The following is a 22,251-nucleotide window of genomic DNA, read 5'->3' as shown; positions in this document are numbered from 1 at the left end:
CCACCTGTCGTTTTCCTCACGGGTGCGCGCATGCGGCACACTAGATAGGTGCCAGAAACAACTTTTGATCCCGCCGCCGCCCACCCCCAGCAAGCCGAGTTCTCCTTCCAGGTCGGCACCCGGCTGACGGACGGCGAGGGCAACACCCTGCCCGGGCGCACCGGAACCATCACCACCCCGCACGGGCAGATCAAGACTCCCGCGTTCATCGCGGTGGGCACCAAGGCCACGGTCAAGGCACTAACCCCGGTGCAGGTCCAGGAGCTGGGCGCCCAGGCGGTGCTGGCCAACGCCTACCACCTGTACCTGCAGCCCGGGGCGGACATCCTGGACGCCGCCGGCGGACTGGGCTCGTTCATGGGCTGGCAGGGCCCGACCTTCACCGACTCCGGGGGCTTCCAGGTGATGAGCCTGGGGTCGGGGTTCAAGAAGGTCATCGACATGAAGTCGGTGGACCAGTCCGGCCCGGATGATGCGGTGGCCCCCGGCAAGGAGCGCATGGCCAACGTGGACGAGGACGGGGTCTGGTTCAAATCCCACCTGGACGGGACCATGCACCGCTTCTCCCCGGAAATCTCCATGGGCGTGCAGCACCAGATCGGGGCGGACATCATGTTCGCCTTTGACGAGCTGACCACCTTGCAGAACTCGCGCGGCTACCAGGTCGAGTCTCTGGAGCGCACCCGGCGCTGGGCCGAACGCTGCATCGCCGAACATTTCCGGCTCACCGACGAGCGCAGCACCAAGCCCTACCAGGCCCTGTTCGGGGTCATCCAGGGCGCCCAGTACGAAGACCTGCGCCGCAAGGCCTGCCGGGACCTGGGGGCAATGGCCTTTGACGGGTTCGGCATCGGCGGGGCCCTGGAGAAGGAAAACCTGGGCACCATCGTGGGATGGTGCGCGCAGGAACTGCCCGAGGACAAGCCGCGGCACCTGCTGGGGATCTCCGAACCGGATGACATCTTCACCGCCATCGAAAACGGGGCCGACACCTTCGACTGCGTTTCCCCCACCCGGGTGGCGCGCAACTCGGCGTTCTACACGCCGCACGGCCGCTTCAACCTCTCCGGCGCCCGCTACAAGCGCGACTTCACCCCGCTGGTCGACGGCTGCACCTGCTACGCCTGCCAGCACTTCACCCGGGCCTACATCCACCACCTGTACAAGGCCAAGGAGCTGCTCAGCCACACGCTGATCTCGATCCACAATGAGCACTTCACCGTGAACCTGGTTGAATCCGCCCGCCAAGCGATCGAACAGGGCACGTTCTTCGAGTTCAAGGACGAGGTCATGGCCAAGTACTACGCCGGCAAACCCGACCCGCAGGGCCAGCCGGCCTAACGGCCTAACGGCCGGAGGAAGCTCAGGCTGCCTTCTCGCGCAGCGCCGCCAGGGCGCCCCCGCAGGCCAGTGCGCCCACGGCCCACAGCACCCAGGGCACATCGGTGGTGCCCAGCAGCACCGCCAGCAGCGGTGCGGCCCCGGCCAACACCGGAAGCACCCCGGACAGGGAATACCCCACCGCTGCGAACCCCTCGGTACTGGTGCCGGCCGCCAGCAGTTGGCCTGAGAAGTTCTGGTGCCCGCGCCCGGCCCGCTGCACCGCTCCGGCGAACACCCCGCCGCTGGCCAGCAGCACCCCGGCCAGTGCCGCCGTCCAGGAGGGCAGCACGAACAACCAGGCGGCAACGCCCACCGCCAGGCAGGTCGCCAGCAGGGCCGCGGGCAGGATCAGCCACGCCGCCGCGCGCACCACCTGGGTGCGGTCCGCCGCCAGCATCCGGCGCAGCGCCGCCGAGGCCAGGAGCGGTTCCACCGCGCTGGCCGCGGCCAGCATCAGCAGCACCAGCAGCGGCAGCAACCCAACCGCCAGCGTCATCGGGTTCGCCGCCGAACGCACCAGCAGCAGCACCGCCGCCAGCGCCAGACCCATCCCCAGTGGCGGCACGGCCAGGCGTCGGCGCCACACCCGGGTCAGCAGCACCTGCTGCAGCACCGGCAGCCGCGCGCCCCGTTTCTGGCGCCGCGGACGCGGCCCGCGAATGGCCGGGGCCTGCACGAACGCGGCTCCCGGGTTCATCACGCCCAGCGCCGCGGACACCACCTGCTGCCGCTGCCCGGCAGCGCGCAGCACCCGTGGCGGAATGCCGCGCACCGCACGCCCGGCCGGGCCGTGGGTGAGCAGCACCAGCACCAGCAGAACCAGGACGAGCACGAGGAAGCTCCTCCCCTGCCAGGCCCAGTCCCGCATCCAGCCCTCCACATCGGGCAGGATCCCGGCCACCGCCAGCCCCCACCCGGCCAGTGACGCCAGCATCACCGACCACAACAGCATCGTGCCGGCCCGGCGCAGCCGGTTGGTGGCGCCGCGGGCCTGGGCGATGACCGCCAGGTTCGCCACCAGCACCCCGGCCAGGACCGCAGCTCCCAGCGCGGCAGCGGCCAGCACCAGGGTGGGGGCCGGCATCACCGCACAGCACAGGGCGAACCACAGCACCCCGGCGGCCACACTGCCCAGCGCCCCAATCCAACGGGCGCGGCGCAACGCCGCGGCGTGCAGCCCCCGAAGGTCAATGGGCAGCGAAAGCCACCACACCGCCTGGGCGGCACTGACCGCGGCCGGCCCCAGATGCAGCAGCAGGCGCGCCACCAGGGCCGGGATCACCAGGACCGCGACCAGCAGCACCGGTCCCAGGGGCAGCACCGCGCTCGGCAACGGCACCGGCGCGGCGAACTCGCCCAGCAGCGCCCCCAGCCAGGCCCGCAGGAAACCAAAGGCATAGGCCAACCCGAAACCCACCAGCAGGATCCACATGTAGGTGTCGGAAAAGGCGTCGAACTTCTCTGCCCGGCTGCGCGCCCGCCGCGCCTGGCGCAGTACCGCGCGCGGATCCAGGCCCGGTGCGTTGGCGGCCGGTTGCGGATAGCGCATGCTAGCGGGCAAGCCAGTTCACCGCCTGCGCGCTTGTCAGTTCCCTCCACTGCCCCTGGTCCAGCAGCAGCACGCGAGCGGTGCACTGCCCGATGAAGCCGGCATCGTGGCTGACCAGCACCAGCCCGGCCCCCTGCTCGCGGCGGTCTCTGAGCCGCTCGGCCAGCCGGGCCTTGGACTGGGGATCCAGGCGCTGTTCGGGTTCATCAAGCACCAGGTAGTCCGCCGGCCGGATCAGGGCGGCGGCGAGCATCAGCTTGCGCCGCTGACCGGAGGAGAGCTCGTGGGGCAGATGCGCGGCCACCGGCTGCAGGCCGAAGAAGTCCAGCTCCCGGGCCACGGCCTGTTCCGGGTCCCGGACCTGGTGTCCGCGCGCGACCAGGTCCAGGTGTTCGGCCACGCTCAGCTCGTCAAGGAAGGCGGCGTCCTCCACCAGCAGGGCCAGTTTGCGCCGGTAGTCCAGCGCGGCCGCGTTCATCGGTTCGTCCCCGAAACGCACGCTGCCCTCCAGCGGCGCCTGCAGGTCAAAGATGGCGCGCAGCACCGTGGACTTCCCGCTGCCGTTGACCCCGATGATGCCAACCCCCTGCCCGGGGTGCAGCTGCAGGTCCAGGGGTGCGCACAGGGCCTGGGCGCCGTAACCGGCGACCAGGCCCTGAATGCCGATGGTGGGGGCCGCTTCGCTCATCTTTCGAGGCTATCGGCCCCGCGGTGGCAGAGGCATCCTCCGCGTGGAGGATTTCGTCCTAGCCCTGGCCCTGCAGGCCAGCGTCCCGGTACCCGGGCTCGCGTCGCTTGAACCAGCGGATCACCAGGGAAGTGAGGGGAACGAAGATGATCTCCACCCCGGTCTTGTACACGAAGCCGACCACCACGTAGTTGATGAAGCTGGCGGCATCGGCGATGCCGATCACCGAGGCGGCGATGGAGCAGAAGATCAGGGTGTCCAGGAATTCACCAACCCCGCTGGATCCAATCAGGCGGCCGATCAGTCCACGTTCGCCAAAGCGTTCCTTCAGCTTGACCAGCACCCAGGCATTGGCCATCTGCCCCGTCAGGAAGCCCAGCACGGAGGCGAGCACGATCTGCCACACCGGGCCCAGGGTGCGCTCCAGGGCCTGCTGTCCGTCATAGAAGTCGGCCGACGGCAGGGCAATCATGATCCAGAAGCACACCACCGCGAAGATGGCCAGGGCGAAGGTGACCAGGATGGAGCGGCGTGCGGCCTTGAACCCGTACACCTCCGAGATCACATCGCCCAGGATGTAGGCGATGGGGAACAGGAAGAACCCGCCGTCGGTGATGATCGGCCCGAACGCCACGCCCTTGGAGGCGCCGATGTTCGAAAGGATGACCACGGTGGCCATCAGGGCCAGGACGGTGGAGAAATAGGGGCTGCCGGTGGCCGCGAAAATGGCCTTGGAGCGATGTTCGGTCAGGGAGTTGGCGTTTGATGCGCCCATGAAATTTTCCTCATTAGAAGTGGTTCGCCAGGGTCCTGCCTGCCTTCCCACTTCGCCGCCCGCGGGAAACCGGCTGCGGTTTCCGTCTGGAGGGGTGGGGCGATCCGCCCCGGAAGTGGGGCCGACCGGACCCCGCTGTATTAGCACTTGCCCCACCATTATCCCACGCTTCGGCCCCTTGGATGGCGCTGGGCCCAGCGGCCTGCCCGGCGCTTGTTGCCCCTTCGGGTTCCCGCCGATCAGCCAGCCCCATTCGAAGAACCACAGCACTTTGGGCCGCCTGCAGCCTGTCGGGTCAAAAGTCAGCTGCGTCACAGTGGATACGGGTAGGCTCCCAAACCCATTTCCATCTGGTGTTCTTCGATCAACATCCGGTAGGAACAGGGGGCTTCAGTTGATTCAGGCCTGGATCCGTCGTTTCCGAACCGTTATTTTTGAACGCGTTCAAAAGTCCGTAGAATAGAGCCCGGGACCCTGATCGCCGGGCCTTGAAGGAGAATCGCCGCCGTGCAGCCAGCCACCCGCAAGGGCCGCAACACCAGGGCCGAACTGTTGCAGACCGCCCTGGAGGCCTTTGCCGAGCTCGGCTACCGGGAGGCGAGCATGCGCGTCATCGCCCAGCGGGCCGGTGTGTCGCTGTCGCACGCGTACTACTACTTCGAGTCCAAGGAACAGATTGTCGGGCAGCTGCTGCTGCGCCTGCGCCAGGAACAGTTCGAGCGTTGCCAGCAGGTCCTGACAGAGGGCAACACGTTGGAAAGCAATATCCGCAGCGCACTGGATATCTCGGTCGGCGTACTGCAGCCGTACCACGGCTTTGGCCCCACTTTTCTAAAGGTGCTGCTCGGCGAGGCGGAGCCCACCGGCGCGCCGGGCCGGGAGACCGAGCTGAAGATGTGGCAGCAGGTGGTCGAGCAGGCCCGACCCCTGCCGCCCCTGGGAATCCGCCGGGACCTGCCGCGTTTCTTGCTGCTGCTCTCCCGGATGCTGTTCTTCCTCTGGGCCTATGACAGCACTGCAAACCAACGCCGCTCCCGCCGGTTAATGCGCAATGCGGCGCCCCTTGCCGCGAAGTTCGCGGTTCTCTCCCGGCTGCCGGTGGTGCGCTCCCTGTTCGATGACCTGCTGGGGCTGCTGGATGATTCCGCAGCCCGGGATGCCGAGGAACCCCAGGGCACCCACCCCGGGCGTCCTGCCGCCGGAAACCTGGCCTCCTGACGCACCGGGTTCCCGGCCCGGGTTTGGTCACACTGATCTGGACGGGGCGGCAAATGGGCGTAAAGTCGAAAGTACGAATCCCAGGCCCTGACCACCAGAGGAGTCCCGCATGAACGCCGCAGCCCGACAGCTTCCGGAATGGACGAACAGCTATGCCCTGCTGCGGGACCGCATTCCCTCGGTGCCCTCCCCGGAGGAAGTCCGCTCGGTCTCCGAGGACGGCAATGATGTGGAGCTGCTGCGCTACTGGCCCCAGGGCTCCTGGAAGGCCCCTTCCGACGCGACCCGGCTGATGCTGCTCGGCGCCCGCAATGACCAGGCCGCGACCGAACTTTCGCAGCAGGGTTGGCAGCACACCGCCACGCTCGTCCTGCTGGCCGGGAAGCCCGAAGATGTCGAGCAGGTCGTCAAGCTGCCCGATACCTCCACCATTTTTGAAGCACCGATGGATAACTACGACGTCGTGGAGGTCACCGACTTTGACCGCCCCGTCGCCCGCGGGCGGATGCACCTGGGTTCGAACTTCGCGCTGCTCTCCGACCCGGACCTGTACTCGCCCTCCCAACCGGACCTGGCCCGAAGGGCCGTACTGGCCAACTTCGCCGGCTCGGCATTTCAGCACGGGATGAGCTGGATGCTGCTGGTCGCCGAGGAGCAGCACGCCAACCCGCTGGCGCCCGGCTGGTCCAAGGCCACACAGATCAGTGTCATGTCCCGTGAATCGAACTGAGCACCCCCGCCGATTCCCTACACTTGAACTATGACTTCTACGAGCACTGCTGAACGCCCTGCCATCACCCTGACCATCGCCGGTTCCGAAGCGACCGGCGGCGCCGGGGCGCAGGCCGACCTGAAGACCTTTCAGGAACTGAACACCTACGGCATCATCGCACTGACCTGCATCGTCTCCTTTGACCCGAAGGACAACTGGAACCACCGCTTCGTGCCGGTCGATGCCCAGGTGATCGCCGACCAGCTCGAGGCCGTGCAGGCCTGCTACGCCGAGAGCCTGGACACCGTCAAGCTGGGCATGATGGGTTCGCCGACCACGATCGACACCGTGGCCAACGCCCTGAAGAAGCAGGCGTGGAAGAACGTCGTGCTCGACCCGGTGCTGATCTGCAAGGGCCAGGAGCCGGGCCACGCCTTGGACACCGACCAGGCCCTGAAGGCGAACCTCCTGCCGCTGGCCACCTTCGTCACCCCGAACCACTTCGAGGCCGAGCAGCTGTCGGGGATCTCGATCTCCTCGGAGGAAGACCTGATCGCCGCCGCCAAGAAGATCCACGAGGCCTCCGGCGCCGCGGTGCTGGCCAAGGGCGGGGTCCGCATTGCCGGTGAGGACGCGATCGACGTTTTCTACGACGGCACCACCCTGGAGGTGCTGCGCGCCAAGAAGATTGGTGATGTTGCCGTCTCCGGCGCCGGCTGCTCCCTGGCTGCCGCCGTGACCGCTGAGCTGGCCAAGGGCGCCTCCCCACTGGAGGCGGCCCGCACCGCCAAGGAGTTCGTGACCGAGGGCATCCGCCACCGCGTCTCGGGCGCCACCCCGTTCGATGCCCTCTGGCAGGGCGGACGTCGCTAGGCTCCAGCCACGCAGGATTCCACAAGGGGGCAATATTGCGATACTGCCCCCTTGTGGCGCATCTCCCCCCGGGAATGTGAGATCCTCGGCGTTCGTTGGCTGTTACCCTAAAAAGTGAGTCGTGTGCCGCTGTTGGCGCCGCAGGGCTCATTCTGGTTCCGCCCTTGCCGGAGCCGCCGATGACTTGTCTGCTGACTGCGATACGTGCCTGGCACGGGAAAGGGGTGTGGCCCACATGGGCTTGAGGATTCCCCGCCCGTTCGCCCCTGCCGGCGGACGGGGTTAACGCCACCTCGGGCAGTGCGCCGTGCGCGCTGCCGCCGTTTCGCGTTCCCGATGTTCGTTGCAGGGCCTAGCTTCCCTACCCGCCGGTGCGCCTTGTCCGCACCCACCTACGCCAGGACATCCTCATGCAGCCCATTACCGAATCCACCATCCGCTCCAGCTTCATCAACGCCTCCCGCTCCGAAGCCCGCAAACTCACCCTTCCGGAAAGCTTCCCCACCCTGCAGTGGGAGCAACATGATTTCCTGGGCTGGCGCGATCCTAAAATGCCGCAGCGCGCCTACCTGGTCGCCACGGGCCCGGACGGCACGACCCGCGCACTGCTGCTGCGCGCGCCGGACACCACCCCGAAGGTCAAGCGCGCGATCATGTGCGAGATTTGCCGTGACGTCAACGCCCCCAACCCTGTCACCATGTGGAACGCCCGGCGTTCGGGCGCCAGCGGACGCAACGGCAACAGCCTGGGCACGCTGATTTGCTCGGACTTCCAATGCCCGCAGAACATCCGTGTACTGCCGCCGAAGAACGCAATCAACCCGGACCCCGCGGCGGTCGTGGCCGAACGCATCATTGAAATGGGCGAACGGCTGCAGGCACTGATCAACCGGGTGTAGCCCGGCGCCCGCACCCCACAGCACCAACAACGCCAGCTGATCTCCGCCCCCGGCCGGGGGCGGACGTCAGATGGCGTCATACTTCCCACGAACGCCGCGCGAGCTGCGAACCGCCTCCGGGCCGGGAATCTCGCGGCATTTTTCCTCCCGCTATCGCCCGCTGGGTAGTGAAAATGCGAAGCTCCGAAGATTACTATTCAATAAACGCTTGAAATGTGGTCATGGTCACATAAGATAACGGTGGGATCTTGACGCACGAGCGGACGTCAAGAAAGCCTAGCGGCGACTGATCTTGGGGCAATGGGGTGCTTCTGCCGGGAGCCGATACTCGCGCAGGATGATTCCGCTTTCCAGCCCAGCTAGGAGAATCATGATCACTCGGCGCCCATCGGGCCTTGCCCGTACGGTCATGGCGTCGGCCACCGCCTTGGCGTTGGCAGTCACCATATCCTCACCCACCATGGCGGCCCCGGTGCCGCGACCTGCCGACGGTGAGGCAGCACAGTCGCTTGGCGGCAAGCACAATTCAACCCTGGAGGACCTGAAGGTCTCCGGGCCGCTGGCCAAGGCCAGCGGTGAAGTATCGGTATACGTTCAGCTCGAAGGCGCCGGCGCCTTCGAGGAAGTGGAGGTCAAGACCCGCAAGAAGAACACCAAGCGGGTCAAGCAGATCCGTTCCGAGGTCGAAAAGCGCGGCAAGGCGCTGGCCAAGGAATCAAAGTCCGAAGTCCTGTACACCACGGCAAACACGTTGCGCGGCGTGGCACTGAAGGGCGATGCCGAACAGCTGCGCGAACTGGCTGAAAGCCCGGACGTTGCCAAGATCAGCGCCATCGTTCCCAAGCATCCAACCAACCGCGGCGCCGTCATTGACACCGGCGCGCTGGAAAGCTGGAAGGCGCTGGGCAAGACCGGCGAGGGCGTGAAGATCGCCGTGCTGGACACCGGCGTGGACTACACCCACGCCGGATTCGGCGGTCCGGGGACCTTGGAGGGATACAAGCAGGCCCAGGCCTCCCACGAACTGCCTTCGGCCGACTCCGGCCTGCTGGATCCCGAGAAGTTCATTGGCGGCTGGGACCTGGTGGGCGATGACTACAATGCCGACCCGAAGGCTGCGGACTACCAGCCGGTGCCGCGCCCCGACCCGAACCCGCTGGACTGCCAGAGCGCAGGGCACGGTTCCCACGTGGCCGGCAGCTCCTCGGGCTACGGCGTGAACGCCGATGGCACCACCTTCAGCGGGGACTACTCCAAGCTCACCGCCAAGGAGGTCTCCACGATGCGCGTCGGTCCGGGCACGGCGCCGGAATCCCAGCTGATCGGCATCCGCGTCTTTGGCTGCTCCGGTTCCTCCGCCGTGGTGGGCCAGGCCCTGGACTACGTGCTGGACCCGAACGGCGACGGGGACTTCTCCGACCGCGCCGACGTGGTGAACATGTCCCTGGGTTCGGACCGCTCCCCCACGCAGGACCCGGAAAACGACATCGTTGACGCGCTGAGCAAGGCCGGGATCCTCTCGGTCGTCGCCAGCGGCAACGCCGGGGACGTTACCGACATCGGCGGTTCGCCGGGCAACTCACGCAGCTCCCTGACGGTGGCCAACACCGTGGGCTCGCAGGTTTCCCTGGACGGCATCCAGGTCGATGCCCCGGCCGATGTGGCCGGCACCGTCGCCGGACAGTACTCCTCGAACTTCAACTACACCTCCGCCGATCCTGCCAAGCTCAGCGGTGAAGTGGTCATGGCCCCGTCCTCCAACGCCTTTGGCTGTGAGCCCTTTGCGGCCGATTCGCTCAAGGGCAAGTGGGTGTGGCTGCAGTGGAGCGAAGACGGGCAGTTCCCCTGTGGCTCCGCCGCCCGCTTCAACAACGCCGAAGCCGGGGGCGCCACCGGGGTGCTGCTGGATTCGGAAACGAACCTGTTTGATGCCGGGATCGCCGGCAACGCCACCATCCCCGGCGCCCAGCTGACCCTGGACAACTCCAAGAAGCTGCGCCCGGCGGCCGAGGCCGGAACCCTGAAGGTCACCCTGTCCCCCGATCTGATCGGGGCCACCTCCGGGGATTCCGGGGCGAAGGACACCTTGAACTCCTCCTCCTCGCGCGGGGTGCACGGCTCCAACGGCGTGGTGAAGCCGGACGTGGCGGCCCCCGGAACGCAGATCGGCTCCGTGGCCGTAGGCACAGGAAACCGTCCGTCCGTCAAGTCCGGCACCTCGATGGCCACCCCAATGGTCGCCGGTGTGGCCGCCCTGGTGCTGGAAGGCAAAAACTACAGCCCGGAGCAGGCCAAGAGCCTGATCATGAACACCGCCGCCGCCGACGTGCTGGCCGCCAACGGCAAGGCCTACGGGCCGAACCGCGTGGGCGCCGGACGGGTGATGGCCGATGCTGCAATCTCCTCCCCGGCCTACGCCTTCGACACCAAGAACCCGGACCTGACCTCCGTGGTATTCGGGGTCATTGAACTGGACGCGAAGAAGAAGTTCTCCGCCACCCGTTCGATCACGGTGAAGAACACCAGCAAGAAGAGCGTGGACTACAAGCTGAAGTACGTGCCCTCGACCGAGATCCCGGGTGCCAGCTACAGCCTGGACCGTTCCTTGGTACGGGTGGCGCCGGGCAAGAGCGCCAAGGTCAACGTGACCCTGCGCATCGACCCACGCAAGTTCTCCAAGACCATGGACCCGACCATGGAGCGCACCCAGTCCGGCCTGGCCCGGGCCTGGGTCAGCGACGTGACCGGGCGCGTGGAACTGAGCAGCTCCAAGGCCCCCACCCTGCGGGTGCCGGTCCAGGCCGCGCCGAAGCCCACTGCCGAGATGAGCGGGCAGGTCAAGAAGCTGAAGAAGGGGCAGAACCAGACCAGCATCAAGCTCAAGGGCCAGGATCTGGCCCTGGGCAAGGGTGAGGGCCAGGTGACCAGCCTGCTGGGCGCGTTCGAACTGGGCGCCACCAGCAAGCGTGAGGGCAAGCGCCTGGAGTCGATCCCCGTGGCCAGCGCCATGGACCTGCAGTACGTGGGCGCCTCCACCACTGCACCGCGCACCGGGGTGGCCGATGGGCTGCTGAACATCGGCATCTCCACCTGGGACAACTGGGCGAACCTGGCCGGCGCCACCGAACTGGACGTCGAATTCGACACCAACGGGGACGGCAAGGCCGACTACGTCTCGTTCACCACCCAGCTCGATGACATCGACCTGGACCTGGTGGCGACCTTCGATTCGAAGACCGGGGCCCAGGTTGACCTGCAGCCGCTGAACGGCGTGCTGGGAGACGTGGACACCAACACCTTCGACACGAACGTGGCGATCCTGCCGGTGGCCCTCAGCTCGCTGGGCCTGGATGAGTCCAGCAGCAAGATCTCCTACCGCGTGCAGTCCTACTCCTGGTACCACACGGATGACCAGGGCGCCCTGGTTCCGGTGGACACCACGAAGTGGATCGACTTCAACGTCGCCAGCCCGCAGCTGGACTTCGGCGCCACCGGCACCCTGTTCACCGACCTGAAGGGCAACCACATCCCGGTCAGCGTCGAGAACGTGAAGAAGGAGTCCAAGGCGCTGCTGCTGCACCTGCACAACGGCACCGGAAAGCTCGGTGAGAAGAAGAACAAGCACAAGCCGCAGAACGATGGTGATCGCGCCGAGGTGCTCACCGTGGTCGACGGACACAAGTCGGGACACCACAAGAACTAGCCGGCACGATCCGGCAGGACTTGTTCCGTCCTGAGGTACCGAGCCCCGGTCGTGCTCCCAGCAGATGCTGGGGGCACGACCGGGGCTCTTGCACTTACTCCTGCGCCCGCAGGTGCTCGGTGACCACCAGGGTGGCCGCCTGGCGCACGGTGTCGGCGAAGGCCCCGTCCTTGGCAGCGCGGGCAGCAATCGCCTGCACCATCTGCACCGCCTCATCGGCCTGCACGCACAGGGCCAAGGTGCCGCCGGCGGCAATGAACTTCACCGCCCGCTGCCCCAGCGCGGTCTCGGACACGGCCGCTGCGTCGCACAGGTCATCGGAGATCACCAGGCCCTCATAGCCCAGCTGGTCGCGCAGCAGCTCATCGATGATCGCCCGGGAGAACGGGGCCGGGTTCTTGGCGTCGAGCTTGGAGTAGCTGGCGTTGGAGATCATCACCCAGGCCAGGTCCTGTTCAATGCCGCGCACGAAGGGCTGCAGGTATGGGTCCTGGGCGTCGGTGACGGTGTCCACCACGCGTTCGGTGGTGTCGGTGTTGCCCTTCACCCTTCCCAGGCCCGGGAAGTGCTTGATCACCGGCTGCACCCCGGCATCATCCAGCGCCTGGTTCACTTCGCCCACCGCATCCCACACGGTGTCCGGGTCGTAACCGAAATTCCGCTGCCACTGCCCGATGGGGGCGTTGCCGGCCCCCAGCGATTTGGGAACCGTGTCGGCCACCGGCGCCAGGTTCACGTTCACCCCGGCCTCACTGAGCTGCCGGCCCAGCTGCCCGGTGGACTGGGCCAGACGCTTGGCCGACCAGCCGCCCTGGGTCAGCGCGCTGGGCAGGTTGGTGAAGCCCGAGCCCTGCAGCACCCGCACCGAACCGCCCTCCTGGTCGGTGGCGATCCACGGCTCCAGCTGGCCGGGCACGTTCGGTGCCACGGCCTTGCGGATCTGCTTCACCTGGCCGGCGGTCTGCTGCAGCGACAACTGCGAGCGCCCGCGCAGGAACACGCTGGCAATCCCCGCGTCCGCCAGCTGGTCCAGTTCCTGCTGCGTGGCACCGGTGGCCGGCACCCCGGCCATCACCAGCAGTCCGGCCTGCTGCTGCACCTCCAGGTCCCGCACCAGTTCACTGGCCCGCTGCGCCTCCGGATCCTGCGGGGAGGCGGTGGGCGTCGGGGAGGCGGTGGGGCTCTGCGACGCCGTGGGGGACGCCGGTGCGGAGGCACTGCCGCTGGGGGCGGGGCTGGAAGAGCCGGGGGCCGGGGTCGGGGCGGGGTCGGGCTGCGGGGCCCCGCCGGAACATCCGCTCAGCGCCAACGCCAGGACGCAGGACAGGGCCAGGGACTGTGGTGCACGCCGGGGAAACCTCATGCTCTCATTGTGGCACCCCGCCGGGCCCCCGCCGCGCGGCAACCGGATTCAGGCCCGGACCGTGGGCAGCTCATCCCAGTTCGTGGTGAAGCGCGGGGACATGTGCTCGCGGCGCATCGCCCAGTCCGGGTCCCCGGCCAGTCCGCTGCGTCCCAGCCCGATCGCCTTGCTGCCAAAACGCTCGGTCACCTGTTGCACCATCTGGCTCAGTGTTTCCCCGCTGTCCCCGGCGCCCTGCGGTGCCGGTGCCGCGTCCTGCCACTGCAGGTCCAGCTGGGTGGCCTCGGGCTGGTCGCTCAGCCCGGAGAGGATCACCCCGCCACGCACATACTCCGTGCCGGGCTCCATCAGCCCCTCCATCGCCTGCACCGCCAGCCGGGTAATCAGGATCGGGTCCCGTGTCGCCTGCGGCAGGCGCACCTGGGTGGAGGGGAAGGAGGCCGGGCCTGCGGCAAAGCGGCTGGTTCCGGCCATCACCGTCAGCAGTGCGGCGTAGCGCCCCTCCCGCGCCAGGCGCGCCGCGGCCTTTTGGGCGTAGAAGCTCATCACCTCGCGCATCTGCTCCCGGCTGGTCACCGGGTGGGCGAAGGAACGGGTGAACATCACCTGCCCCTTGTCGGCACGCTCCTCCACCGGGCCGATGCAGCGGGTGCCGCCCAGTTCAAAAACGGTGCGCTGCAGCACGACGGAGAACCTCTTGCGGATCAGCTGCGGGTCCGCGCCCGCCAGGTCGGCGATGCTCACGATGCCCATCCCGGCCAGTTTCCTGCCGGTTTTGCGTCCCACACCCCACACCTCGGTGACCGGCACCAGGGACTTGATCCGCGCCACCACCTCCGGGTCCATCAACTGCTCCACGCAGACCCCCTGCAGTCCGGGGTTCTTCTTCGCCACATGGTTGGCGAACTTGGCCAGCGTCTTGGTGGCGGCCACCCCCACGCAGACCGGCACCCCCACCGAACGCTGCAGGGCCGCCCTAATCTGCGCGGCCGTGCGCTGCACCTGCTGCAGGGACCCGGTCAGCCCCAGGAAGGACTCGTCGATGGAATACACCTCCTGCCAGGTTCCGAAGCGGGCCAGCACCTCCATGACCCGGGCCGAGAGGTCCCCGTACAGTTCGTAGTTGCTCGAGCGCACCGCCAGCCCGTGGCTGCGCTGCAGGTCGCGGACCTGGAAGTAGGGTTGGCCGGTGGTGATGCCCAGGGCCTTGGCCTCGGCGGAGCGGGCCACCACGCACCCGTCGTTGTTGGACAGCACCACCACCGGCCGGTTGCGCAGGGTGGGATCAAAAACCCGTTCGCAGGAAACGTAGAAGTTGTTCACGTCCACCAGGGCGATGTGCTCGCCGGCCTGTGCGGATGGGTCAGCGGACATAATGCAGGCACCTGGTCACGACGCCGAATACCTCGACCTCGTCATGCTCACCCAGCCACTGCGGCTGGGCCGACTCGTCGCTGAGCAGCCCGACCCGGCCCCGCTCCACCTGCCAGCGGCGCACCAGCATCTGCTCATTGAGGCTCAGCACCACCACGCTGCCGTGCTGGACCGAGCGGGAGCGGTCCACGATGATTTCATCCCCGTCATGGATCCCTGCGGAGACCATCGCCCCTCCGGCGACCCGCATGATGAATGTGGAGACGCGGTCGGTAATCAGCAGCCGGTTCAGGTCCAGCCCGCCGTCGAAGTAATCGCGCGCCGGTGAGGGGAACCCCATGGCCTGCACCGCGCCGACCGGCCCGCTGCTGCTGGCCTCGGGGACCAGCGGATCCTTCGCAGCCATCGCCCACCACTTTTCGTACACATATTCGAACACTGTGATTCTAGCAAGGAAACACGCCGCAGTGTCTATGCTGTAAGCAGGCAGGATTTGCGCACCACGGCCGTCGGCCGGCGCACCTGCCAAGATTGCACCCGGGGGAAGAGAGCCGCATTCGTGAAGGTACTACTGATCAGCTGCGGGGACGTGGGCACGGAGGCCGGTTTCCGCTTCCAGGCCCGCGGAGCCCATGTCACCGCCTGGCGGCGCAATCCGCAGAAGCTGCCGCCAACCTTTCACGGGCAGCAGGTGGATGTGGCCAGCGGGCAGCTGCCGCCAATCGACCCGGACACCGAGGTCGCGCTGTTCACCCCGGTCCCGGCCAGCCGCGACGCCGCAGGCTACGAGCACAGCTATCTGCAGGCGGCCCGGCACCTGGTCACCGCCCTGCAGCAACAGGCCCCCGCGCTGCGCAGGCTGTTCTACATTTCCTCCACGGCGGTGAACGCCGGCAACGACGGGCAGTGGGTCACCGAGCAACACCCCAAGGAGCCGCGGCGGGAAACGGCCAAGGTCCTGGCCTGCACCGAGGACTACCTGCTGGATTCAGCCCTGCCGGTCACGATCCTGCGCGCCTCGGGCATCTACGGACCGGGGCGCACCCGGCTGATTGACTCCCTGCGCGAGGGCAAGGCCCGCCTGCCGCGAAGCTCGCAGTGGACCAACCGGGTCCACCGCGACGATCTGGCCAAGGCAGTGGTGCACCTGGCGCACTTTGGCTCCGATATCGACGAGCTCTACCTGGCCACCGACAACGAGCCGGCGCAGCTGGCCGAGGTCTACGAGCACCTGGCCGGCCTATTGGGCACCACGCCGCCACCCGCCAGCGAGGAGGCCCCCGGCAGTGGGGCCGACCGCCGGCTGAGCAACGCACGCTTGCGCGCCACCGGCTGGGAGCCGACCTTCCCGAATTACCGGGAAGGGTACCGGGCCATCCTGCGCGGCTCCGGTCGCCGGCACCACTGACCGCGCAACACCTTGAAGGTTCCCGGCCCCGGCGTTCCGGGGCGGCCCGAACCTCGGGGCCGGGCTCTTAAACGGCCTCGCGGCCGGATCCCCCAAGGTGAGGCTCCGGCCGCGAGGCAGAATGCGTGTTGGTCTTCGACCGATTACTGGTCTTAGAAGCCCTTGCGCAACGGGTTGAAGTGACGGGCCACTGCGGGCACCGACTGGCCGGTGATCTGCGAGGCCAGGATCTTGCCGGTCAGCGGCCCCAGGGCCACGCCCCACATGCCGTGTCCGCCACCGACCGAAACGCGCGAGGAGTTGGTCTGCCCGATCAGCGGGAGGCCATCGGCGGTGCAGGGACGCCCGCCAACCCATTCCTCCTGGCGGTTCTCCCAGTTGATGCCGGTGTAGACCGGCTTCGCGGCCGCCACAATTGCCTCGATGCGCTTGGGCTCGAGCTTGTGGTTGGCGTCGCGGAACTCCATGGTGCCGGCGATGCGGAAGCGGTCCCCCAGCGGGGTGCAGGCCACGCGCTGTGCCGGGAAGTAAATCGGGTGGGTCGGCATGTGCTCCGGCTTGACCGTGAAGGAGTAGCCGCGGCCTGCCTGCACGACGACGTTCACGCCGAACTTCTTGGTCAGGTCGTTCATCCAGGCGCCGGTGGCCATGACCACGTGATCCGCGGTGATTGCGCGGCCCTCGGAACCGATAACGGTCACCGAGCCGCCGTTGTCCCGCACATCGGTGACGTTGAACGAGCCGATGATGTCACCGCCGCGGGCCTGAACGGACTCCGCCAGCGAAGCCATGTACTTCGGCGGGTTCAGGAAGCGCTGGTTCTTGATGGCAATGCCGGCCACGACGTTCTCCGACAGGGTCGGCTCGATGCCGCGCAGCTCATCGCCCGTCAGCAGGTCGTACTCCACGTTGCCACCGGTCTTGTGGATCATCTCGAATTCGTGCAGCAGCCCGTCGCGGTCCGCCATGGTGCGGAAGCCGGTGAGGAACGGGTTGGCCGGAGTGGTGGTTTCCTGCACGCCCGGGCCGGCCGAGGTGGATTCGGAAATCTCGTCGAAGGCGTCCAGGCCGCTGGTGCCGATCTCGGAGAAGGTCCGCATGGCCTGCTCCCACTTCTTCGGGGTGCTGTGCCAGGCGAAGCCGAGCAGGAAGCGGATCAGCTTGGCGTCGGCCTTCAGCGGGATGTACAGCGGCGAGGCCGGGTCAAACATCATCTTCAGCCCGTTGGTGAAGACCGAGGGCTCTGCAATCGGCAGGGTCAGGGCCGGGGTCAGCCAGCCGGCATTGCCCCAGGATGCACCGGAGGCGACACCGCCGCGGTCTACGACCGTGACCTTCACACCCTGCTCCTGGAGGTACCAGGCGGTCGACAGGCCGACGAAGCCCGCGCCGACGATAACTACATGATCCGGGGCAGCACCCTTGGCCATGATCCACACTCCTTGGAAACCAACGAAAATCTTTTGCTTCCCCTGCAGACACAAGGGAATAACTTTGCACTCACTGTCTCGGTTTTGCCGCCCGATTGCAACGCGAACTGGAGATTCAACGGTGATCCAGACCACATTTTGTACTACGCTGAATTTTTTGGAGTAAAACTTGGGAACTACCGCAATATTTGCGGCGCTCAACGGGCTTTCGCTGCCTCTGCTCGGAATACCGGTGTTTTGCTGATGTTTTCCACGTTTTGGAATTCCAGCCCGCCGATGGAGCCCATCGGGGCTAAGAACCGCCTGCGTAGACTGGAATCAGATTCTTACTGCCAACCTACGCAAAGGACCGCGCGCCCGTCATGGCATCACGCAAACCGCACAAGAAGAAGACCGCCCAGGGCCACCCCGCGCGCCGCCCCGGCGCGAGCTCGGTACCCTTCGAAACCGAGGTCCGCCAGGCCCTGCAGCCCTTCAAGCAGGCCCTGTACCGCCACTTCCAACACGAGTCTGCCGCCGAAACCCGCGCCGCGCTGGAGGGGCTGACCACCCTGCTGACCGTGCATGCGCAGCTGCGCAAGGAAGTCGATGTGACAACCCTGGATTCCACAGCCCTGGGTGAGCAACTCGGACACCTGCGCTCGTTGGGTGAGGAAGTGCTCAAGGCCAGCGCCGGGCTGCTGAAGCAGTACCTGGTCTTCCTGGGTCAAAGCGCCCACTTCGGCGGCAGCGTCGAGGACTTCAAGGCCAGCTTCGAGTTCCTTTCCCGCATGGCCGGAGACTCCCCCATCGTCGTGCCCTTCATGGAGGACGACGAGGCCAACGCCGCACTGGAGCAGTTGCCGCTGGTCTTCGCCGCGCGGGAGCTGGTGGCGTGGGTTGGCGCGGGTCAGCCGACAGACCCCAGTGGCGTGCTGCATGGCGATCAGCTGCAGCAGGCCGCCGCGGCCTTGGGCATGGACGTGCGGATTGATGAGGCCGCCACGGACCCGGTAAAGGATTGGGAACCGGCCGATGGAACGGCAGTTTCCTCCCTCGGCCAGATTCCACGGCTTTCGGCCTACTGGGATGCCCTGATTGGAACGGCCATGCTGCGTTACGATGCGCCCAACGCAGTGCCCACCGAGAGCCTGCGGGACGCCCTGAACGCCGCCACCGGCCCAGGCGCCCGGCTGATCAAGGAGCTCGTCGCCGAAGTCATCTTCTCCAACGTGCTCACCAATGCTCTGGCGGTTCCCGGCCAAGGCGAGGTGGCCGAGATGGTGGCCGGCGTCTTGAGCAATGCCGCTTCGTCCAACCAGCCGCGTGCCGAGTTCGCGTTGCAAGTACCGGGCAAGGATGACTTGCCCGAGGAACAACATCACCTGATTCCCAAGCTGGAATCGACCATCCCCGAAGTTGAGCGCGTGCTGCGCTGCTTCGAGCGCGAGGGCCTGGTGGTCATCGACGAGTTCATCGAGGTGCCAGAAGTCGTTCGCGGCCCGCTGGAACGCGCGCTGGAGAAGGTATCCGAACGGCTGCTCAGCGGCGAATCCGAGGCCCCAGAACAGGGCTAGCAAACAGTCCCACGAACAGGACGTCTGATACAGGTGGGGCGCGGTCCAAGTATGGACCGCGCCCCACCTGTACTTCTTGCTAGAGGCTGCGCACCGCGAACTTCGCCTCATGGCGCGGCAGGCGCTCCATCCAGGCATTGGCGCCCGGCTTGCCGACGTTGACGATCATGAAGGACTTGTGGCCCGTTTCTTCGTTAATGGCCGCGTCCACAGCTGCATGGTCAAATCCACCCATCGGTCCGGCGGCCAGGCCTACTGCGCGCACGGCCATCAGGAAGTAGCCCGCCTGCAGCCAGGCATTGCTGCTGCCCACGGCGGCGCGGGACTCGGCGTCCTCGAACATTGCCTTGCGTTCCGGGGCGTGCGGGAAGAACTTGGGGAACTGTTCATGCCATTCCGGATCGAAGGACAACACCGCCAGGGCCGGGGCCGCCAGCGCCTTGGCAGCATTTGAGCCGGACATGGTAGCGGCGATGGCGTTGCGCGCTTCATCGCTCTTGATCCAACTGATGCGCAGCGGCTGATTGTTCATCAGCGTCGGACCCATCTTCATGGCATCGTAAATGGCTTCGAGGGTCTCGTCGGATACCGGTTCGCCACTGAAGGAATTAGCGCTGCGGGCTTCGAAAAACAGCTGATCCATCGCTGCGGGATCGATGGTGTATGCGTCGTGGGCCGTGGCATATGCCTGCTGGGTCACGGGGTCTCCTTCAGGGGCGAATTCGTTTACAACTCAACAGTTCGCCATCATTGGGGATCCGTGCAACCGATTGTGAGTGGAAGCACATACAGAATGCGTTTGGACGTTATAAAAGGTACGTTGCATGTACTCTCGGACACGGCATGCGATGGGGGCACATCACCGAGAAAGTTACACTCCGTAGTACACGCAACGTACCTTTTAATCACTGCGGATAAAATCAGGAGCCACTCGCAAAACCCCGTCATTCGTCTTCCGCGGTGATCGGTCTTCACCGATACATATCTAACTTAACCCGTCATTCTGTGAAGCGAAATAGTACTTAAGTAGGAGGGGGTGGGTCAGAAGGGGATCTCAGCGACCAAAATCCACTGGTGAGCATGCTTTCCGGCCTCAAATTGGCCTCCGAAAGCCCGCATGCGGTCTTCCATGCCAATGAGACCACTGCCACCCCACAATGCGTCGTTGGTGGCGATCTTCTTGCTAGTCATCACTTGATTCACCATGCGCAGCACCGCAGTGTCTCCGCGGCGCTTGAGCGAAATGGAACACTGGCTGCCAGGCTCCGCGTGCTTGATGATGTTAGTAGTTGCTTCCTGCATCACTCGATAGAGAGCAGTATGTGCCGAGCGTGGCAATTCAGAAATTTCTTCTTCGTCTACGTCAGTCTGCACGCCGAACCCAGCGTCTCTGAGACGCTGGGAGAAAACCGCTACTCCCTGGAGGGCTTGGATAGTAGTTGCCGATGGCTTCCCGTCGAGATCTGCCCCAATATCACTCATGGTTCCATCGCTACGGAGAACATTAAGCATTAAGCGTAGATCGTGCAGCGTTTCCGAACTGAGCTTAGAGATCACGTCGATCGCTTCACGCGAAGTATTGTCATTGTTTGCGAACTTCGCGGCCTTGGACTGCATCGCCACGATAGTGATGTCGTGGGCGACAATGTCATGCAAATCCCGCGCGATGTTCTTTCGCTCATCACGAATAGCGTTCTCTGTACGTTCCCGCAGTCTCTCCATCTGTTTCACGCTCTGCTGGTTCTTCTCGAGCAGCACAAAGATGCTGCGTGAGGTCATAAAAGCAAGAATAACTACGGGAATTTGTACGACTAGCGTGATTGCGTCATCTTGAGCACGGATGGCAAACTGCAACATCCAAACCACTAACAATGACAGGTAGATGTTTCGGACGAGCGCAGAATCAACGCTTGCGACCAAGGCGGTAAAAATACCGAGTGAAGCAACAAGAAGAAGTAATTGTTCCCCATTGCCAAAGGCAAAAAACAACATCGCAATGTAGGCGCCAAGGGAAGCCCACACAAACCTGTAAGCCAGAGCAAGAATGATTATAAGTAGGACCGCAAAGCCAGCAGCTCGGATCACTCGCCCATCACTGTTTCCGATGCCGTTCTGTAGCAGCGTTACAATCTCAGTAAGCGTTACAGCTGCGAGAGCGAGTATTCCGAGCCAAATAATCAGGTTCCTACCGCCGAAGACCCGGCTTAGGTGCAATTTTGTTCGTAAACTCATGCGCACTCTAAACCGGGCCTAAGCGGTAAGCCATCGAAAGGCTGATTAGCAAGACACTCCGTAGCGCTTGCAGACCCACTTCGAGAAGTCGGTTGCCCAACCGGCCGGCGAAGCCACCGGAGGTCCTGCCTGCGCCACGGCCGGTGCGGCCTGGGCGGGTGCGGCGGACTGAACGGCGGCAATTGGCGAGATAGCCAAGGCCAGTGCAGCTGCTGCATATACGAGTTTCATAATCCATCCCCAACGCTAGAACTTATATACTTCGACACTAAGCAGCCACTTTTTCGGTTCCCGCAAAGGAAGTTGAATTACCCATGGAGCAAGTCAGAGTTCTGATTGCGGACGACGAACCGCTCATCCGGCGTGCCTTGGGCACAATCCTAGCAACAGACGATGCCATTTTGTTATTAAATTCCGTACAAAATGGACAGGAAGCAGTAAACTACTGCTCCTCTCACGAGGTGGATGTTGTTCTCATGGATTTGCAGATGCCGATCATGGACGGCGTCGAGGCCACCCGACAGATCAAACACCACAGTCCACAAACGGCAATCCTGGCGATTACCGCGTTCTCCTCCGATGATTACCTGGTGCCCGTCCTACTGGCCGGCGCCTCGGGATACCTCGTGAAGGATACCGAGCCGGCGGAAATCGTTCAGGCAGTATTGTCGGTGCATTCGGGCACCGCCGCCATCTCCCCCTCGGTATCCACGGACCTGATCGCAGCCGTGCAGCGTGCCTACAGCCCGCCCGCCTCCTCCGAAGGTGTCGCTGACGAGCTGGGCCTCACCGCCCGCGAGATGCAGATCCTCACCCTCTTGTCCCAAGGCCTGAACAACACCGAAATCTGCAAATACCTCGATGTCGCCGAGACGACGGTTAAATCGCATATGGCCAAAATCTTCCACAAGCTTGGCGTGCGTGACCGCGTCCAGGCACTGATCGTGGCCACCCAGCTCCAACTGGTGAATCTCAACGCGCGAGAAATCGACCCCCCGCACCGTTAAAGCCGCCCCAGCGTGTGAAGCGCATAACTTTCGAACCAATTTTCGGTGTTCGGGAATAGTTGGCGATCTGTAGCGTTGAAC

The 22,251-nt window shown here is 65.4% G+C and carries 18 protein-coding genes; 9 read left to right on the top strand and 9 right to left on the bottom strand.

The features are described 5' to 3' along the window. Positions 1–48: 48 nt before the first annotated feature. Positions 49–1,341, top strand: a complete 1,293-nt coding sequence (gene tgt, locus AC6I21_RS01655; protein ID WP_138175134.1) for a tRNA guanosine(34) transglycosylase Tgt — start codon at positions 49–51, stop codon at positions 1,339–1,341. A gap of 22 nt (positions 1,342–1,363) precedes the next feature. Here the strand turns inward: tgt and AC6I21_RS01650 are convergent, their stop codons facing one another. Genes AC6I21_RS01650 through AC6I21_RS01640 form a run of 3 tightly spaced genes read right to left on the bottom strand, consistent with a single transcriptional unit; the run spans position 1,364 to position 4,395 of the window. Continuing rightward, entirely contained in the window at positions 1,364–2,932 is a 1,569-nt protein-coding gene (locus AC6I21_RS01650; protein WP_138175136.1) for a hypothetical protein, read from the bottom strand. 1 nt (position 2,933) lies between these two features. After that, positions 2,934–3,620: an ABC transporter ATP-binding protein gene (locus AC6I21_RS01645; protein WP_138175138.1), complete on the bottom strand. Its 687-nt coding sequence runs from the start codon at positions 3,618–3,620 to the stop codon at positions 2,934–2,936. A gap of 58 nt (positions 3,621–3,678) precedes the next feature. Continuing rightward, a complete protein-coding gene (locus tag AC6I21_RS01640) occupies positions 3,679–4,395 on the bottom strand; it encodes a queuosine precursor transporter (protein WP_138175140.1) in 717 nt (238 codons plus the stop codon). A gap of 507 nt (positions 4,396–4,902) precedes the next feature. Between AC6I21_RS01640 and AC6I21_RS01635 the strand changes: the two genes are divergently transcribed. The 5 genes from AC6I21_RS01635 to AC6I21_RS01615 all read left to right on the top strand — a co-directional run bounded on the left by AC6I21_RS01635 (position 4,903) and on the right by AC6I21_RS01615 (position 11,800). After that, positions 4,903–5,613 (top strand): TetR/AcrR family transcriptional regulator, encoded by a 711-nt coding sequence (locus tag AC6I21_RS01635; RefSeq protein WP_138175142.1) that lies wholly within the window; start codon positions 4,903–4,905, stop codon positions 5,611–5,613. A gap of 109 nt (positions 5,614–5,722) precedes the next feature. After that, positions 5,723–6,343 (top strand): hypothetical protein, encoded by a 621-nt coding sequence (locus AC6I21_RS01630; RefSeq protein ID WP_138175144.1) that lies wholly within the window; start codon positions 5,723–5,725, stop codon positions 6,341–6,343. A gap of 30 nt (positions 6,344–6,373) precedes the next feature. Beyond that, on the top strand, positions 6,374–7,198 hold the full coding sequence (thiD, locus tag AC6I21_RS01625; RefSeq protein ID WP_138175146.1) for a bifunctional hydroxymethylpyrimidine kinase/phosphomethylpyrimidine kinase: 825 nt from the start codon (positions 6,374–6,376) through the stop codon (positions 7,196–7,198). A 410-nt stretch (positions 7,199–7,608) separates the two neighbouring features. Continuing rightward, a complete protein-coding gene (locus tag AC6I21_RS01620; protein ID WP_138175148.1) occupies positions 7,609–8,097 on the top strand; it encodes an FBP domain-containing protein in 489 nt (162 codons plus the stop codon). A 370-nt stretch (positions 8,098–8,467) separates the two neighbouring features. Beyond that, the gene (locus AC6I21_RS01615) at positions 8,468–11,800 is read left to right on the top strand and encodes a S8 family serine peptidase (RefSeq protein WP_138175150.1); all 3,333 of its coding nucleotides are present in this window, start codon (positions 8,468–8,470) and stop codon (positions 11,798–11,800) included. 94 nt (positions 11,801–11,894) lie between these two features. On the opposite strand, the gene AC6I21_RS01610 is transcribed toward AC6I21_RS01615, so the two are convergent. The 3 genes from AC6I21_RS01610 to AC6I21_RS01600 are packed head-to-tail and all read right to left on the bottom strand — an operon-like array spanning position 11,895 to position 14,943. Next, on the bottom strand, positions 11,895–13,163 hold the full coding sequence (locus AC6I21_RS01610) for a glycoside hydrolase family 3 N-terminal domain-containing protein (RefSeq protein ID WP_138175152.1): 1,269 nt from the start codon (positions 13,161–13,163) through the stop codon (positions 11,895–11,897). 48 nt (positions 13,164–13,211) lie between these two features. Then, positions 13,212–14,537 (bottom strand): Y-family DNA polymerase, encoded by a 1,326-nt coding sequence (locus tag AC6I21_RS01605; protein WP_138175155.1) that lies wholly within the window; start codon positions 14,535–14,537, stop codon positions 13,212–13,214. Next, positions 14,527–14,943: a LexA family protein gene (locus AC6I21_RS01600; protein WP_054821624.1), complete on the bottom strand. Its 417-nt coding sequence runs from the start codon at positions 14,941–14,943 to the stop codon at positions 14,527–14,529. The genes AC6I21_RS01605 and AC6I21_RS01600 overlap by 11 nt, the downstream gene beginning before the upstream one ends. Before the next feature lie 153 nt (positions 14,944–15,096). Between AC6I21_RS01600 and AC6I21_RS01595 the strand changes: the two genes are divergently transcribed. Continuing rightward, positions 15,097–15,945, top strand: a complete 849-nt coding sequence (locus tag AC6I21_RS01595) for an NAD(P)H-binding protein (protein WP_171021148.1) — start codon at positions 15,097–15,099, stop codon at positions 15,943–15,945. A 152-nt stretch (positions 15,946–16,097) separates the two neighbouring features. On the opposite strand, the gene AC6I21_RS01590 is transcribed toward AC6I21_RS01595, so the two are convergent. Further along, positions 16,098–17,375, bottom strand: coding sequence for an NAD(P)/FAD-dependent oxidoreductase (locus AC6I21_RS01590; protein ID WP_138175159.1), 1,278 nt, complete (start codon positions 17,373–17,375; stop codon positions 16,098–16,100). A 362-nt stretch (positions 17,376–17,737) separates the two neighbouring features. Between AC6I21_RS01590 and AC6I21_RS01585 the strand changes: the two genes are divergently transcribed. Next, on the top strand, positions 17,738–18,931 hold the full coding sequence (locus AC6I21_RS01585; protein ID WP_138175161.1) for a hypothetical protein: 1,194 nt from the start codon (positions 17,738–17,740) through the stop codon (positions 18,929–18,931). 79 nt (positions 18,932–19,010) lie between these two features. Here the strand turns inward: AC6I21_RS01585 and AC6I21_RS01580 are convergent, their stop codons facing one another. Continuing rightward, positions 19,011–19,631 (bottom strand): malonic semialdehyde reductase, encoded by a 621-nt coding sequence (locus AC6I21_RS01580; protein ID WP_138175163.1) that lies wholly within the window; start codon positions 19,629–19,631, stop codon positions 19,011–19,013. 341 nt (positions 19,632–19,972) lie between these two features. Beyond that, entirely contained in the window at positions 19,973–21,163 is a 1,191-nt protein-coding gene (locus AC6I21_RS01575) for a sensor histidine kinase (protein ID WP_138175165.1), read from the bottom strand. 314 nt (positions 21,164–21,477) lie between these two features. On the opposite strand from AC6I21_RS01575, the gene AC6I21_RS01570 reads away from it, so the two are divergent. Continuing rightward, entirely contained in the window at positions 21,478–22,170 is a 693-nt protein-coding gene (locus tag AC6I21_RS01570) for a response regulator (protein WP_138175167.1), read from the top strand. The last annotated feature ends 81 nt before the right edge of the window (positions 22,171–22,251 follow it).

This window comes from Glutamicibacter sp. St.4D3, assembly GCF_059728615.1.
This window is presented reverse-complemented; position numbering and strand designations above follow the sequence as displayed.

What these genes read in the sequence shown, in the direction of transcription:
- AC6I21_RS01650 (WP_138175136.1), bottom strand. Translation starts at nt 2,932, where the DNA reads ATGCGCTATCCGCAACCGGCCGCCAACGCACCGGGCCTGGATCCGCGC.
- AC6I21_RS01645 (WP_138175138.1), bottom strand. Translation starts at nt 3,620, where the DNA reads ATGAGCGAAGCGGCCCCCACCATCGGCATTCAGGGCCTGGTCGCCGGT.
- AC6I21_RS01640 (WP_138175140.1), bottom strand. Translation starts at nt 4,395, where the DNA reads ATGGGCGCATCAAACGCCAACTCCCTGACCGAACATCGCTCCAAGGCC.
- AC6I21_RS01630 (WP_138175144.1), top strand. Translation starts at nt 5,723, where the DNA reads ATGAACGCCGCAGCCCGACAGCTTCCGGAATGGACGAACAGCTATGCC.
- thiD (WP_138175146.1), top strand. Translation starts at nt 6,374, where the DNA reads ATGACTTCTACGAGCACTGCTGAACGCCCTGCCATCACCCTGACCATC.
- AC6I21_RS01620 (WP_138175148.1), top strand. Translation starts at nt 7,609, where the DNA reads ATGCAGCCCATTACCGAATCCACCATCCGCTCCAGCTTCATCAACGCC.
- AC6I21_RS01615 (WP_138175150.1), top strand. Translation starts at nt 8,468, where the DNA reads ATGATCACTCGGCGCCCATCGGGCCTTGCCCGTACGGTCATGGCGTCG.
- AC6I21_RS01610 (WP_138175152.1), bottom strand. Translation starts at nt 13,163, where the DNA reads ATGAGGTTTCCCCGGCGTGCACCACAGTCCCTGGCCCTGTCCTGCGTC.
- AC6I21_RS01605 (WP_138175155.1), bottom strand. Translation starts at nt 14,537, where the DNA reads ATGTCCGCTGACCCATCCGCACAGGCCGGCGAGCACATCGCCCTGGTG.
- AC6I21_RS01600 (WP_054821624.1), bottom strand. Translation starts at nt 14,943, where the DNA reads ATGGCTGCGAAGGATCCGCTGGTCCCCGAGGCCAGCAGCAGCGGGCCG.
- AC6I21_RS01590 (WP_138175159.1), bottom strand. Translation starts at nt 17,375, where the DNA reads ATGGCCAAGGGTGCTGCCCCGGATCATGTAGTTATCGTCGGCGCGGGC.
- AC6I21_RS01585 (WP_138175161.1), top strand. Translation starts at nt 17,738, where the DNA reads ATGGCATCACGCAAACCGCACAAGAAGAAGACCGCCCAGGGCCACCCC.
- AC6I21_RS01575 (WP_138175165.1), bottom strand. Translation starts at nt 21,163, where the DNA reads ATGAGTTTACGAACAAAATTGCACCTAAGCCGGGTCTTCGGCGGTAGG.
- AC6I21_RS01570 (WP_138175167.1), top strand. Translation starts at nt 21,478, where the DNA reads ATGGAGCAAGTCAGAGTTCTGATTGCGGACGACGAACCGCTCATCCGG.